Source organism: Paenibacillus sp. FSL K6-1122, from assembly GCF_037977015.1.
In the GTDB taxonomy this organism is placed as follows: Bacteria; Bacillota; Bacilli; order Paenibacillales; family Paenibacillaceae; genus Paenibacillus; species Paenibacillus amylolyticus.
Genome location: NZ_CP150272.1, coordinates 438,766 through 453,153, shown reverse-complemented (window position 1 = coordinate 453,153; position 14,388 = coordinate 438,766). Strand labels below are relative to the sequence as shown.

Here is a 14,388-nt window from a genome sequence, read left to right as displayed (position 1 = left end):
CCCGAAGATAAGAGTAAAAATTAACAACAAGTCAGCCAAGAAGAAGGTGAAACCGAATTATAATGACATTCATGACTTACCGTACAGAATACACCGCCGCTTGCTTCAACATCAATTACAGATACCGCACCTGTAATGACCATCAGCTCATCATCACTGATGTCCTCAATTGCTCCCAATGCTTCGAGATTGAATTGTTTCATTGAAAAAACCTCCATTCAATTTTTTTTATATGTATAGCTTAAAAAAAGCTAAACACCAAGGTTGAATTCAAGTCTTTACAATCCCAAAATATTTAATTTATGTAATTATTTCCTATATTCATCCTAGCACAATTTGCTATTTTTTGTAAATCCATTCTTTGGATTTTCGCGTCATTTTGACAAGAAACATTACTTTTACTATGACGATGACAAAATTGCGATAGTTCGTTGTTACATGTATAAAGTTTTAAACACCTGTCCAAGGCAGGTGTTTTTCTAAGTAGCAGGCAACTGCAATACAGCTCTAAACCCTTCCCCACTGTCACTCGTGAGAATAAGCCTTCCCCGATGAGCCTTTGCAATCCTTGATACCATTGGAAGCCCCAAGCCATGTCCCTGGCGGGAGGGCCGTACACGTCCTGCGGCATAAGGGAGTACCACCACATCGTCCAGATACTCTTTTGGAATTCCTATCCCATCATCAGATACCACAAATTCACAACATAAATCCTCCGCTGAACGGCTCGTTTCCAGCACAATTGCACATCCATCCGGGTTATGCCTGATACTGTTATGTATCAGGTTCGTTACTGCACGATACAGTAATCGCTCATCCCCCATAACCTGAAGACTTTCGTCCTGAACATGAAGCGAGATCGGATAACGTTCATCCAGGCCATTGTTCAAAAAATCTGACACGACCTGTCTTGCCAGAACAGAGAGTCGAATCGACTTCAACTGCAAGGGCTGCATCTCATACTCCAGCATGGACACCAAATTCAGATCACTGACCAGTGACCGCAGACGTTCACCCTGGCGACGAATAATGGATGCCTGCTGTTTTTGCTCAGCTGGCAAATCCACTTGCTCTTCCAACTCGCTCGCGTAACCCAGAATCATGGACAATGGCGTCCGTATATCGTGAGAAATGCCTGCGATCCAGTTGGATCGAGCTTCATCTCTCGCTTTAAGAGCATCATCCTTATCCTGAAGCATGCGAGATGTTGAATTGATGCTTTGAGACAGATCATTAAATATACCCTTGGTCTCGACATGAACAGGCTCTTCCTTTGCCAGCGCATGAATGCCATTGATCAACGGTCGAATACTACGGATTACCCGTGTTCCAATTAATACGGAGACCAGAAGAGCAAGAGCCACATTACACACCAATAATAGGATGATCCGAACAGGTAATGACTTAAGCCACTCTGCCAAAAAGTCGAACTGGTATTTTCCGTACGTATTCTTGGGGTAGCCTACGACCAATAATCCGTCTTTACGCTCCCACACATACACTGGGTATTCCATAAGATAATATCGGGAGAACTTCGCAACATCCGTCACGTTATAAGAGCGCGGGATTTCAGCCGGAAGCTGTTCGCTCCACTGTACCTTGCCCTGGGGATCAAGCAGCATAGCCCAAGCCTGATATGTATCCAGCAATTGCATTCCATCGCTGTCCAGCGCATATTCCCCCTGCTCTCCCTTGCTCAGGCCACTAGCCATCTGCTTCACAACCGCACCAGGGGAAGGCCCTTCATGAATTTCCTTGAAGATCAGCGAACCTAGCAGAATCAGATTGAATAGTAATAGCACCACAGATACCAGAATGGTTGATCCGACGAACCTTCTTAGAATTCGAACAACGCCATCCATTACCTAGACTCCTGAACCATCAATTTATAACCAAGTCCCCGTACCGTCAGCAGAAATATCGGTTTGGATGGATCTTCCTCAATCTTCTCCCGGATTCGCCGAACATGCACCATCAGGGTATTCTCATACCCATAACTCTCGTCTCCCCAGACGGCTTGACACAGGGCATCACTGGTTACAATTCGGCCCTGATTCTCATACAACTTGATCAGTATGGCATGCTCCTTAGCTGTCAATGGAAGCTCCCTGTCTGTCCTCTGTACAACAGCGCTCTCCAGATCAATGGTTTGTCCACCCAAACGAAATACAGGCAATCTCTCCACCGTATTGGAGGCATATACCCGCTTCAGAATAGCCATCAGCCTGAGAATCAACTCTCTTGGCAGAAAGGGCTTGACCATATAATCATCTGCTCCAAGCCCCAGACCGAGCAGTCGATCCTCATCTTCACCACGTGCAGACAAGAACAGAACAGGCATGTCCGAGAATGACCGGATCGAAGAGAGCAGAGAGAACCCATCTCCATCCGGAAGCATCACATCCAGAATAGCTGCATCCGGCTTTTCAAGTCTGCATACCGCCAAGGCATTCACGAAGTTACCAGCCGTATAGATCCGGAAAAAACCTTCTTTCCGTAAAAAACGTTCAATCATTTCCCGTATTTCGGGCTCATCATCTACGATCAATATTTTCTTATTCTTCAATAATTCCATTGATATCACCCTTTTTATTATACATCATAAAGGCAATCATCCGATATTTTCCATTTCCATTTAAGGTAATTGTAAGGTTATCTTCAGCTACGAGCAAGAAGCCTGATCTATATTTAGAGCAACAGAGACATTAGTGAAATGGAGTTGAGATCAATGATAAACAGTTCCCCCATCGTGGAAACGCATAACCTGTCTAAATCTTATGGCGGTACTAACCGCGTACATCAGGTCAATCTGGCAGTTGAGACGGGACAGATTTTTGGCTTCCTGGGTCCGAACGGAGCAGGCAAAACAACCACATTAAAAATGCTTTTGGGTTTGATCAAACCTACCGAAGGCACTGTAAAGGTGTTTGGCAAAGATCTGAATAAACATCGCCCTTCCATTCTGAATCAGACAGGTTCACTGATCGAATCTCCATCTTATTACGGCCACTTGACTGGACTTGAGAATATGAAAGTCATGCAGCGACTACGGAACGTACCGAACAAAAATATTGATGAAGCTCTCAAAATTGTTCGACTTGAAAATCAAAAACATAAACAGGCCGATCAGTATTCGCTGGGGATGAAGCAAAGACTCGGTATTGCCATGGCCCTGCTTGCCTTCCCAAGCCTGCTTATTCTGGATGAACCTACGAACGGACTTGATCCGTCGGGGATCGGTGAGATTAGGGAATTGATCAAGTCCCTTCCAGGTCAATACGGCATAACAGTCCTGCTATCCAGCCACCTGTTATCAGAGATCGAACAGATTGCTACCTCAGTCGGCATTATCAGTGATGGCAAACTTCTGTTTCAGGGAAGCATGCAGAGTCTTCAGGCCAATAACAAGGCTACCATACGTTTTCAGACGACGGATACGGCAAGGGCGGAAAAAATCCTTTTGACTCAAGGCTACATGCCTACAGTCCAGGGCAAACAACTGGTGTTCGACTACCTTCGTGACGAAGAAGTCTCGCAGATGAATAAGGTGCTGGTACAACACGATATTCCTGTGATTCGTATCGAGGAATACAAGAAAAGTCTGGAAGGTATATTCCTGGATCTGACCGGAAAGGAGCGGAGCCTGTAATGAAAGCTCTATCCTTAGAGTATTTTAAAATCCGCCGCAAAAAGATCTGGGTCATGCTATCTCTTTTTCTGGCCGCTGAGATGATCTGGGCCTCCATGTCCATGAGTATCTCCATCTCCCGAAGTGCAGCCAATGCGAGCTGGGAAGCCTTGATCTTCAGCATCGCTTCCATGAACGGTCTGTTTCTGCCCATTATATCGGCTATCGTTGTATCCCGCATCTGTGATATGGAGCATAAGGGGAACACCTGGAAGATGCTAATGACGACCAACACCGGACGTAATCATGTCTACACAGCCAAATACATATGTGCGAACAGCCTGATCCTTTATGGTATCCTTGCGCAAGCTGTGTTCATTGTCGGTTTCGGTTTATCCAAAAATATTTCCGGTCCGCTGCCACTTTCCCTGCTTGGGCAGTTCGCTATAGGCACAATGCTAACTACACTCGCCATCACCGCTCTTCAGCAATGGTTGTCTCTTACAGTACGCAATCAGGCTTTTGCGTTATGTCTGGGTATGCTGGGCGGATTCATCGGAACAACATCGGGGTTGTTTCCAGCAGGTGTACGTCACCTTTTCATCTGGTCTTACTACATGGATCTGAATCCAGTCACTTATATTTACAGCGCATCTTCGGGTACCTATGTATCGGGTATGCTGCCTGTCGGTCTTTTCTTAGCCGCCTTGTTGATGGCTGCCATCTTCTATTTTGCAGGGAATATTCATGCTTCAAGACAAGAGATTTGAGGAGGGGAACACATGCTGAGGAGCATTTCCGCAGAATGGCTTAAACTTCGGCATTCCCGGATCAGCCTGGTACTGGCCATTCTGCCTATTATCAGTCTGCTTATCGGATGCTTTAACTTTTATTTTAATCAAGCGGCTTTACAAAACGGGTGGTACAGCCTGTGGACACAGGTCAGTTTGTTTTACGGAGAATTCTTCCTGCCCATCCTGATCGCTATCTGTTGTGCCTTTGTATGCCGCCTGGAACACAGCAATCGCAACTGGAATATGATTCTGGCTTCTCCAGTGTCAGTCACCAGCCTATTTGTTGCCAAGTTGGTCATTGTTGGCATATTGATCTTCTCGGCTCAAGCCTTCTTCATGCTCATGTACTGGGCAGCAGGCAAACTGTTCGTCATTCCGGGTCCGTTCCCGATGGAGACCGTCGTATGGAGCCTGCGAGGATGGTTTGCCGCTATCTCTATTGCTGCACTGCAACTAGGGTTGTCGATCCGGATAAGAAGCTTTGCGACGCCAATTGGCATCAGCCTTTGTGCAGTCTTTCTGGGACTAGGCATGTATGTGCTGAAAATCGGCATGTTATTCCCCTACTCCTTGTTAACTATAGGCATGGGCGTTCTGAGTCAAAAGGGACTGACATCCTCGGAGAATATCGTTTTTCTTTTCATGAACAGTCTCTTTATCCTTCTGTTTGCTACCTGGTCGATCCGCCGCCTGAAATATAAAGACATCGCATCGTCCTAAATTTACCGAGATTAAAGGAGGACAAGAACATGAAAAAAGCATTCACTATTCTCGCATTGGTACTCGTTATTCTGACTTGCCTGTGGCTCTTCTTCATGGACCCTGCTAAATTGACTCCCGATAACCCTGCCGGCAAAACAACCTACTATACCACTGTGAATCAGACTACAGTCAACAAGGATGACAATGGCAGATATGCTTATGAACTGATCGGCTATACAGACGAAGGAAAATCCAAAACACTTAGCTTCTCCACCAGTAAGCTACTCAAAAATGGGGCCTATCTGAAACTATATGTATCCACGCTGCGTGGTGTTACACACTGGGAAGAGGTCACAGCGGACGATCTGCCAGGGCAAGCCAAGCAGTTAACCTCTAAATAGAAAAAGATGCGTATCTATATCTCCATTGATATTTGCATAACAAAAAGAGCCTTGCCCTATTACTTCAAGGGTGGCTCTTTTAGGTTATGCTAATGCCATCTGTAGCGCAGTCAGCGCAATCCCGATAACAAATCCGGTAACGGCTCCGTTGATCCGAATCCATTGCAGATCCTGTCCAACCTTATCCTCAATCATCGAAACCAAAGTGGCATTGTCCATTTTGTCCACATTTTCGCGTACCAGTTTACCGATTTTGGAATGATTTTTCTCCAGCAGTGTTGTGACGCCATTTACGATCTTGGCATTCATACCTGTCATCAACTCGTCATCTGCCCGCAGATCAACCAGTACCCGCTCAATGGCAGGCAGTGCATACGTATCTACATACTGTCCATCTTCCATCGCAGCGAGCGCCTTGTCTCTCAGTTCGGTGAGTTTGTTCAGCACCGTTTCCTCTGCGTTCCAGCCCTCCAACATATTGTTCTTCCAGCTGTTGATTCCATCTTGCATAGCCTCACTCATTGCCAAACGCACCGTCTGGGTACGTACCATATCAAGCACCTTGTATCTTAGAGCACTGCCTTCACGTTTCATATCCTCTACCCGATCGAAGAGATATCCTTGTAAAATGCCACCCAGACGCTCCTCGTTCATATAACCCAGGAACGCATTCATCGCAAACTGCATCAATCCGTTCATCTGAATGCCGCTGATGGCTTTCATGCCGCTTTCACCCAAAAACATGATCGTCTCGGGTTTAACCAGCCACTCCTCGGCTTGCTTCAGTCCATAGTCCAGCGCTTTGGCGTCGTAACCCCGCTCTGTCATCTGGTGGGCAGCCCGTTCCAGAATCGGACCCAGATCAAAGGCGCCCGCTTGTGACTTGATCTCACGTGCTACGAGCGGAGCAATCTGCTCTAACGGCAGACCAGCCAGAATTCGCTTGCAGAGCGTATCAATCATGATCTTGATCCCGTCACTGTGAAGCTCACGTGTCAACGTATCAAGTACCGTTTCTGCTGCTTTGAAATCTGCAATTTTCTCGGTAATGCTGTCTTTGTTGAGCAAGTTATTCTCTACTGCGGAGACCAGACCTTCCGTCATTTTATCGCGATTTTTCGGCAGCAATGCCGTGTGTGGAATTGGAATGCCGAGCGGGTGACGGAATAATGCGGTAACGGCGAACCAGTCCGCAAGTCCACCCACGAGTCCCGCTTCAAATGATCCTACCAGCAACTTGCCCACAGGGACGCCCTGGAACGGCAAGGATGCAGCAAATCCTGCTCCCATTACCACGAGAGACCAGGCTGCTGCTTTTTTGGTTTGTTTAGGTTTAGCCATTGTATTCTTACTCCTTTATCGTTAGTCGTACGGTCTGGTCTGTACCCGATTCCGTACTTCGTCTGTTCTTATGTAAACTCTCCAATTACAAAGTCTTGGCTTCCATATTTCGTATACTTCATCTTATCACCCACAAGCGTCAAAACCAAACCTCTGGTTGAAGAAAAAGGATAATAGCGGCGTTTACTTCGTAAAATGGATCACTCCCTTTACCAAGACCAGGAAGATTTTAGTATAATCAATCAAGACGGCCCTTCGATATCGATTGGCTGCTGAACAGCAGGGTAATTACATAGTGGAACAATGAATCAATAAGAGGAGGAATTTCGGACCATGAAACACGTGCAGGACACAACCACGCTCTATAACGGAGTCAAAATGCCATGGCTGGGTTTTGGGGTATTCAAAGTTAAAGACGGAGACGAAGTCGTTCATGCTGTCAAAACAGCCATTCAAGCTGGTTATCGCAGCATCGACACAGCCAAAGCGTATAACAACGAAACAGGTGTCGCTCAGGGTATTCGTGAATCTGGAGTAGCTCGTGAGGATCTGTTCATTACCACTAAAGTATGGAATAGTGATCAGGGATATGAATCCACGCTGGCTGCCTTCGAAGCAAGCATGGAACGACTCGAACTGGAGTACCTGGATCTCTATCTTATCCACTGGCCGGTTAAGGGCAAGTACAAAGACACATGGCGAGCGCTGGAGAAACTCCATAAAGAAGGACGCATCCGCGCGATCGGTGTGAGCAACTTCCAGATTCACCATCTGGAAGACTTGATGATCGATGCCACGATCAAACCAGCAGTTAATCAGGTGGAGCTTCACCCACTATTGATTCAGTCAGAGCTTCGTGAGTACTGCAACAAACATCAGATTCAGATCGAAGCCTGGTCTCCGCTCGGACAAGGTCATCTGATGGATCATCCGTTGCTTAAGGATATCGCCGCCAAATACAGCAAGTCCCCCGCACAAGTAATTCTGCGCTGGGATCTGCAGAACGGCATCGTGACCATACCGAAATCCGTTACGCCTGAGCGTATTCACGCGAATGCTGATCTCTATGATTTTGAGTTAACTTCGGAAGAAATAGAGCAGATTAACAGTCTGAACGAGAATAAACGATTTGGTTCTGATCCAGACAACTTTAACTTCTAATATAAGCAGATGAATTCGATTACACCCGCCTTCGATCTTAGAAGAGCGGGTGTTTTGGTATGTGATGTTATAGGCAATCTATTCGTTGTTAAGAATGGAGGCGAGGCTCGTTATCCTGTTCAGGACCGAAAGAAAAAAGTTTTTTTGACCGTTTAGAACTATTTCTTCTCCTCACCAGTCTAACGAGTGTCAAGCGAACTCAAGCACTTATATAGAATCCAGGCCTGGAACGAGCGGTGACTTGAATATTTAGGTTGATCAGGGGGGATCAGGAGTGATTAGACTGAACCATAGAAAGACAAAAGAAGAACAGTTCAGCGAAAAAATAACAGAGATTCAAAATAAATTATATCGACTGGCATACTGCTATGTTAAAAATGAACAAGAAGCGCTGGATATCGTATCCGAAGCGGTCTATAAAGGGTTCATCGCTTATGGAAAGATGGAGTCCATGACTTATTTTGATTCCTGGATGTCACGAATTGTAATTAACACAGCGATAGACCATATTCGACGCAACCAGCGAGTGACCTATATGGAGGATCATGTGCAGGAGTTTGTGGCTCCAGAGCGAGGGGCGTCACTGGAAGAAAAAATGGATCTATATGACGCGCTGGATCGACTCGTGCCCGAAGATAGAGCCTATATTATATTAAAGTTCTTTGGTAATATGCGTTTCCGGGAGATCGCTGAAGTGCTCTCCCTGTCGGAGAATACCGTTAAGTCAAAATTCTATCGGATTATCAACAAATTAAAAATGGATTTAATTGAAGGAGAGGTTGAGAACGTATGACAGGAAAAGATCGTTACGAAAATATTGAAATCCCTGCTCAACTTACTGACGTTATTCATCATGCACAGAAAAGAGCCACTGCTCGCAAGAATTCATCTCGAATGATTCGTTATGCCTCAGTCATAGCGGCATGTGCTGCTTTTCTCTTCGTGGTGAACATCCCTTCCGTAGCAAACGCCATGTCCAAAATACCTGTGGTTGGCTCTATTGTTCAGGTGTTGCAATTTGGCGATGGAGGCAAAGTTACAGATGGAGTAACTGTGGGATCGGAGGCAACCGAAAATACGCTTAAAATCAATTTCAGCACCGACGAGCATGCTCAGACTAATGATGCACCCCATTATAATGTGGTACACAAAGAAGCACCGAATCGTATCCTCTTCACTTTTAGCGGTGCACGTTACATGGATATAAAGAAAGTCAAAGCCGACTTCATGACCCAGCCTTTAGTGAAAGATGTTTATGGTTCCATGATTTTAGACGACTCTTCCGTCGGATTCGTAGTTGTTTTAAAAGAAGGGGTACAGTATGCCGTAACGGAATTCAAGAACCCTGGATACCTGGAAGTGAAATTGACTTCCGACGGCAAACCGGTCACACCTCGGAAGGTATACTCTCTCCGCACAGAATCAATGCCTTTTGGAGAATCGATGGGTATAATTAAAGAATCCTATCCGGATGAGGACATCTCTTTCCTCAAAACGTCCACTGGTGAGTTTACAGCAGTTATTGGAGAATATCTTACCGCTGAAGAAGCTGAACAGAAGCTCAAAGAACTCGCTCAACAACCGGATTATCATGAGGAGTTTTATGTGGACAGCTGGATGAGTAACGAGAATCCGAAGTGATTAGTTATTGCCAAAAGTGATGCTGATCCAAAAGGGAATCCTACATCCCTGAACTGGGCATAGACCTCAGCATATTTAATACCAAAAAAATCCCGATTCGGATGCACTGAGCATCTCGGATCGGGATTTTCACATATTAAAACCTATTCGCTTTTGGATACCAGCTTGAAATCATCAAAGTGGAAACCTGGCGCTACTACGCAAGTTACCAGTACAGGCTCATCGCCCAGCGGACGCGCTGTCTGCCATACGCCGGCAGGAACGAGCACCTGTGGTGATTGCCCCGCAGCAATATCCATCCCCAGAACAAGAACTTCCTCGTTCTCCGGGTTCTCCCCATTGCCACCCAGCTTCAGTTCAACTGGACTGCCGCTGTGCCACAGCCAAAGTTCATCGGACAGAACCGTATGCCACTCGGAGATTTCATGTGCGTGTAGCAGGAAATACGTGGAACTTGCCGAGAATCGTGGACCGGAGTATGTATCCGGCAGAACGGACTGTGGAATCTGATAAGACGCCTTCCATTCTTCCTTATACCAACCGCCTTCAACGTGAGGTTGCATATTGAGCGCAGCAACCAATGGCGATAATTCATGTGTCGTCATAACCTGTTTCCTTCCTTCCAAATCATATTGAAGGCACTCCTTAACCAGAGTTTCGCCTCTCTCCCCCTACTCTAAAACATCATTCAAGTTTTGTCACCTTGACAGCACATAAGTACCATGCCGAATTCATTCTCTCGGTATTTAACGATAGGATTAAAGAAATATTTCATTTCCAATGATAGCGTTTACAAAAAGATGGATGTTCCGTTATGATATGGATATCGTTGTTAATCCGTGAAGCAGAGGGGAGCTGTACCATGAGTCTCATAGAGGACCGGATTGGACCCAAATACCGAATCGGTGAACATTCATTTACCATTGAACATATGCGCAGACATGATGGGAATGGTATGCCACAACCTCACGCTCATCCATTCTACGAACTGTATTACTTACTTGAAGGTGAACGAGTGTATTCCATGAATGGTCAGATTCTGTCCGCCCGCAAGGGTGATTTTATTCTGATTAATCCACACGATGTACATACCACCTCCAAAGGAAGTATTCCCGGCTTCGAACGGATATTAATCGGTTTTTCTCCTGCTTTTGCAACGGGGATGGAACTTGGCATATGTGGTCTGTTGCCTTTTAATTGTTCAAGACTCCTTCGCCTGCCTGAAGCGGAACAGCCCGAGATGGAGCGTATATTGTGGCAGATGCTGCAAGAATGCAAAGAGCGACGCCCTCACTATGAGATCGCCGTAAGAAGTCTGCTTGCCCAACTTTTGATCCGTATTCATCGGGTAGAGGAGGACATCCGGCAGTCATGCCCCGGTCCCTTGCATCCAATGCAGGACAAAATCAGTGAAATTGTCACTTATGTGAATAAAAACTATACCGAACCACTTACACTGGAGGGTGCGGCCAATCGTTTTTATATCAGTCCATCCTATCTGAGCCGAATGTTCAGCCGGTTTACCGGGTTTCGATTTAGCGAATATTTGCGGGTTGTTCGTGTCCGGGAAGCACAACGAAGATTACTGTCCACACAAGAGCGTGTCCAGATGATCGCTGAGAAGGTAGGATTTGAACATACGGCTCATTTTAACAAAACATTCAAACAGGTTACCGGTACAACACCGCTGCGCTATCGTAAGGAACACCGGTAGATCATCAGATAACTTCATATAAAAGCCGAGTGGGTAGCCTCGCTCCAGAGATTACGCATTCCTTATATCAAAAGGCATCACGATTACTGGATCATGGCTGCACCACTACGGCTGAATTGGACCAAATTGTATAACCCTACTACATACTTTTTATCTGCGAATGATCACACCACTTCGTACCTCGGGACCCACAGAGATCTGACGACCGTCTGTGTCTGCATCGCCTTCACGACATACAATGCCTGCGGACTCGTGTCCGGTCACCATCAGAAGTCGGCCATCCGCACCTTTTCCCTGAATGCTCTCTAGCTCCGCCCCTTTGCACTGGTGCAAATGAACCAATGGACCTTCGGTGATCTGCGCTTGCAATTCAGCGATATGCAGATGTTTCGCATGAGCACATTGGATACCACTGCGAGCTTGCACGTTGTAACGCTGGATGATCACCCCATCCAAAGGCTGTTCCGGCAATCCACTCACAAGCAACGCAGTGTCGGCACCCGCACAGACCACATCCGATATTCGAATATCTCGGAACACTGGCGTCTCTTCGCTAATCTCCTGAGATAGATCACTGCCCCGGGCAGACCCTTCCTGATTTGCATAGAAAAAGGAAAACGAGATCGCTTCCATAATGATATCTTTCATATATATGCGCTCAATCTGAATGTCCTCAACCACTCCGCCGCGCCCACGTGCGCTTTTGAAGCGAAGTCCAATGTCCGTTCCGATAAACGTACAATCCGACACACGCACATGCCGCACTCCACCGGACATTTCACTGCCAATTACAAACCCGCCATGACCGTGATACACCGTGCAATCCCGAATGGTGATGTACTCCGATGGAAGACCCAGTTCACGGCCTTCGGCATCCTTGCCTGATTTCAGACAGATTGCATCATCACCGACATCGAATACACTCTTCTCCACCACCACATGACGGCAGGATTCAACGTCCAGCCCATCTCCATTCTGAGAAAACCACGGATTCCGCACACTCACGTTACGAATGGTGACATGCTCAGACGCCCAGGGATGGAGATTCCATGCAGGCGAGTTCTGGAACGTTGGACCGTCCAGCAATACCCGTTTGCATCTGCGCAAACTTACCATGTTGGGGCGTAAAAAGTCTCTGACTTCTTCATAGGCAGCGACATCACGTACCTGCTCCTGATGCAATCGATTTGCAATTGTGCCGCCCTCAAGTGCAGCTGTGGTAGGCCACCAGATTTCTTCATCTCCGCCGGATTGCTCTACAACACCACCGGAAGCGACCAATTGGTTCCATTGTGAAGTGGTCATTTTGGAGCGTTTCACCGGGCGCCACGCTTCCCCGCCACCATCCCATATCCCCTCACCAGTAATCGCAATATCCTCCAGTTGATCACCATCGATCGGGGATTGGCAACGTACCACCTGCCAGCCTTCGAAGCTTGATGCAATTAATGGGTATTGATCAAAATCTCGGCTAAACGTAACCAGTGCCCCTTCTTCCACATGTAGTTCGATCCGGCTGCGCATTACAATCGGACCTGTGAGCCATACCCCGGCAGGAATTACGATTCTCCCACCTCCTGCTTCAGCACATGAAGCGATGGCAAGTCGGAACATCTCCGTATTATCTGTTACGCCGTCTCCAACAGCTCCATAGTCTGTAAGCTGAAAATCCTGTACAGGAATGACAGGCAAATTGGCTTCATAAGCTCGAACATCGGACTGGGCACTTGCTCCTGTCGACATTGGGGAGTGATATGTATTCATCGTGCAGAATCATCCTCTCTACATGTAATGGAATTGTTATAGGGTCAATACATCGCTTTTACTTTCCTTACTTACGTTCAAACGGACGCTCTCTCGCTCCATCATATCAATGGCATGACGTGTAGGGTTGAGCTTTCTTGCCATGTACACGTGGAACTTGATGCTATTTGTTTTGTTAATCAGAGTCATAAATCAAACATCACTTTCAGTATACTCTATACAACTATTCCAAAGGTTGGAAAGCAACTAGGAGAATAGATTCATTTTTCTGTCAGGATTCGTCACAAGGAGTTTAATAACATGACAGATATATAACATATTTTCTGGCTATAGCCCTAGGGAACCCATTACTTATGTCATGTTTTATCACAAACCAATTGCCATAAGCAGGATGACTATGTATGATTAAATAACTAGTTTCAATTTATTCCTTATTATTCCTTTTACACACAGACGTTGCAGAAAGGATGGGGTGTACTCTTGATTGAATTTAGGGGTGTCCAGAAACATTTCGGTCATTTTCATGTCCTCAAGGATATCCATCTTCACATTGAAGAAGGAGAAGTCGTCGTCATTATCGGACCTTCCGGCTCCGGCAAAAGCACGTTACTCCGCTGTATTAACCGCCTGGAGACCATTACCGAAGGTGAACTTGTCGTCAGTGGGATTCCTCTACATCAGAAAAAGGTGGACATTAACCTCTTCCGCCGTGACATCGGCATGGTATTTCAACACTTCAATCTTTATCCTCACAAAAAAGTCATCGATAACATTACCCTTGCACCCATGAAGGTGCGTAAACAACCCAAAGAACAGGCAGCCGCAACAGCAATGAAGTATCTGACCCGGGTGGGCATTGCCGACAAAGCAGACAGTTATCCCTCCCAGTTGTCCGGTGGACAGCAGCAACGGGTAGCCATCGCCAGAGGACTCGCCATGGAGCCCAAAATCATGCTTTTTGACGAACCTACCTCTGCTCTCGATCCCGAGATGATCGGGGAAGTCCTCGATGTCATGCGTTCCCTTGCCCATAATGGCATGACCATGGTCGTTGTTACCCATGAGATGGGATTCGCCCGCGAAGTTGCGGACCGGGTCATCTTCATGGACGAAGGCCGAATTGTTGAAGAGGCCAACGCTGCAGAATTTTTTGACAACCCCAGAGAAGAACGAGCACAGCAATTCCTGAGCCGTCTGATTCATCATTGAGAATAATCCACTATTCCATTTTGAAAGGGGTCT

15 protein-coding genes are annotated in these 14,388 nt (G+C 46.4%); 9 read left to right on the top strand and 6 right to left on the bottom strand.

The genetic code is table 11. The annotated features are described in order from the left end of the window. Positions 1–20: 20 nt before the first annotated feature. The 3 genes from NSQ20_RS02150 to NSQ20_RS02140 form a co-directional block, all read right to left on the bottom strand. On the bottom strand, positions 21–203 hold the full coding sequence (locus NSQ20_RS02150; protein WP_036616672.1) for a type A2 lanthipeptide: 183 nt from the start codon (positions 201–203) through the stop codon (positions 21–23). Positions 204–479: 276 nt separating this feature from the next. Then, positions 480–1,862, bottom strand: coding sequence for a HAMP domain-containing sensor histidine kinase (locus NSQ20_RS02145; RefSeq protein ID WP_036616670.1), 1,383 nt, complete (start codon positions 1,860–1,862; stop codon positions 480–482). Continuing rightward, positions 1,862–2,575, bottom strand: coding sequence for a response regulator transcription factor (locus NSQ20_RS02140; RefSeq protein WP_036616668.1), 714 nt, complete (start codon positions 2,573–2,575; stop codon positions 1,862–1,864). Before NSQ20_RS02140 ends, NSQ20_RS02145 begins: the two co-directional genes overlap by 1 nt. Positions 2,576–2,731: 156 nt before the next feature. Between NSQ20_RS02140 and NSQ20_RS02135 the strand changes: the two genes are divergently transcribed. From NSQ20_RS02135 to NSQ20_RS02120, 4 genes are read left to right on the top strand one after another with little or no spacing between them, the layout of a single operon-like run. Continuing rightward, the gene (locus NSQ20_RS02135; RefSeq protein ID WP_036616824.1) at positions 2,732–3,649 is read left to right on the top strand and encodes an ABC transporter ATP-binding protein; all 918 of its coding nucleotides are present in this window, start codon (positions 2,732–2,734) and stop codon (positions 3,647–3,649) included. Next, positions 3,649–4,398 (top strand): ABC transporter permease, encoded by a 750-nt coding sequence (locus tag NSQ20_RS02130; protein WP_036616666.1) that lies wholly within the window; start codon positions 3,649–3,651, stop codon positions 4,396–4,398. The genes NSQ20_RS02135 and NSQ20_RS02130 overlap by 1 nt, the downstream gene beginning before the upstream one ends. Positions 4,399–4,410: 12 nt before the next feature. Next, positions 4,411–5,142 carry an ABC transporter permease gene (locus tag NSQ20_RS02125; RefSeq protein ID WP_036616664.1) on the top strand — a complete coding sequence of 244 codons (732 nt, stop codon included), beginning with the start codon at positions 4,411–4,413 and terminating at the stop codon, positions 5,140–5,142. Between the two features lie 29 nt (positions 5,143–5,171). After that, entirely contained in the window at positions 5,172–5,525 is a 354-nt protein-coding gene (locus NSQ20_RS02120) for a YxeA family protein (protein ID WP_036616662.1), read from the top strand. An 84-nt stretch (positions 5,526–5,609) separates the two neighbouring features. Here the strand turns inward: NSQ20_RS02120 and NSQ20_RS02115 are convergent, their stop codons facing one another. After that, positions 5,610–6,866, bottom strand: coding sequence for a DUF445 domain-containing protein (locus tag NSQ20_RS02115; protein WP_036616660.1), 1,257 nt, complete (start codon positions 6,864–6,866; stop codon positions 5,610–5,612). 333 nt (positions 6,867–7,199) lie between these two features. Here NSQ20_RS02115 and NSQ20_RS02110 point away from each other — a divergent pair, with 333 nt between their 5' ends. The 3 genes from NSQ20_RS02110 (at position 7,200) to NSQ20_RS02100 (ending at position 9,668) form a co-directional block, all read left to right on the top strand. Next, entirely contained in the window at positions 7,200–8,027 is an 828-nt protein-coding gene (locus NSQ20_RS02110) for an aldo/keto reductase (protein WP_036616658.1), read from the top strand. Positions 8,028–8,301: 274 nt separating this feature from the next. Then, positions 8,302–8,820 carry a sigma-70 family RNA polymerase sigma factor gene (locus tag NSQ20_RS02105; RefSeq protein WP_340031717.1) on the top strand — a complete coding sequence of 173 codons (519 nt, stop codon included), beginning with the start codon at positions 8,302–8,304 and terminating at the stop codon, positions 8,818–8,820. Further along, positions 8,817–9,668, top strand: a complete 852-nt coding sequence (locus NSQ20_RS02100) for a hypothetical protein (protein ID WP_340031716.1) — start codon at positions 8,817–8,819, stop codon at positions 9,666–9,668. Before NSQ20_RS02105 ends, NSQ20_RS02100 begins: the two co-directional genes overlap by 4 nt. A gap of 143 nt (positions 9,669–9,811) precedes the next feature. Here the strand turns inward: NSQ20_RS02100 and NSQ20_RS02095 are convergent, their stop codons facing one another. Next, complete coding sequence (locus tag NSQ20_RS02095) at positions 9,812–10,273, bottom strand: cupin domain-containing protein (RefSeq protein ID WP_017691032.1); 462 nt, start codon at positions 10,271–10,273, stop codon at positions 9,812–9,814. Between the two features lie 257 nt (positions 10,274–10,530). On the opposite strand from NSQ20_RS02095, the gene NSQ20_RS02090 reads away from it, so the two are divergent. Further along, positions 10,531–11,382 (top strand): AraC family transcriptional regulator, encoded by an 852-nt coding sequence (locus NSQ20_RS02090; protein WP_036616653.1) that lies wholly within the window; start codon positions 10,531–10,533, stop codon positions 11,380–11,382. Positions 11,383–11,532: 150 nt separating this feature from the next. Here the strand turns inward: NSQ20_RS02090 and NSQ20_RS02085 are convergent, their stop codons facing one another. Next, positions 11,533–13,146 carry a glycoside hydrolase family 28 protein gene (locus NSQ20_RS02085; RefSeq protein ID WP_340031715.1) on the bottom strand — a complete coding sequence of 538 codons (1,614 nt, stop codon included), beginning with the start codon at positions 13,144–13,146 and terminating at the stop codon, positions 11,533–11,535. 480 nt (positions 13,147–13,626) lie between these two features. Between NSQ20_RS02085 and NSQ20_RS02080 the strand changes: the two genes are divergently transcribed. Beyond that, positions 13,627–14,355, top strand: a complete 729-nt coding sequence (locus tag NSQ20_RS02080) for an amino acid ABC transporter ATP-binding protein (protein ID WP_051449904.1) — start codon at positions 13,627–13,629, stop codon at positions 14,353–14,355. Positions 14,356–14,388 lie beyond the last annotated feature (33 nt).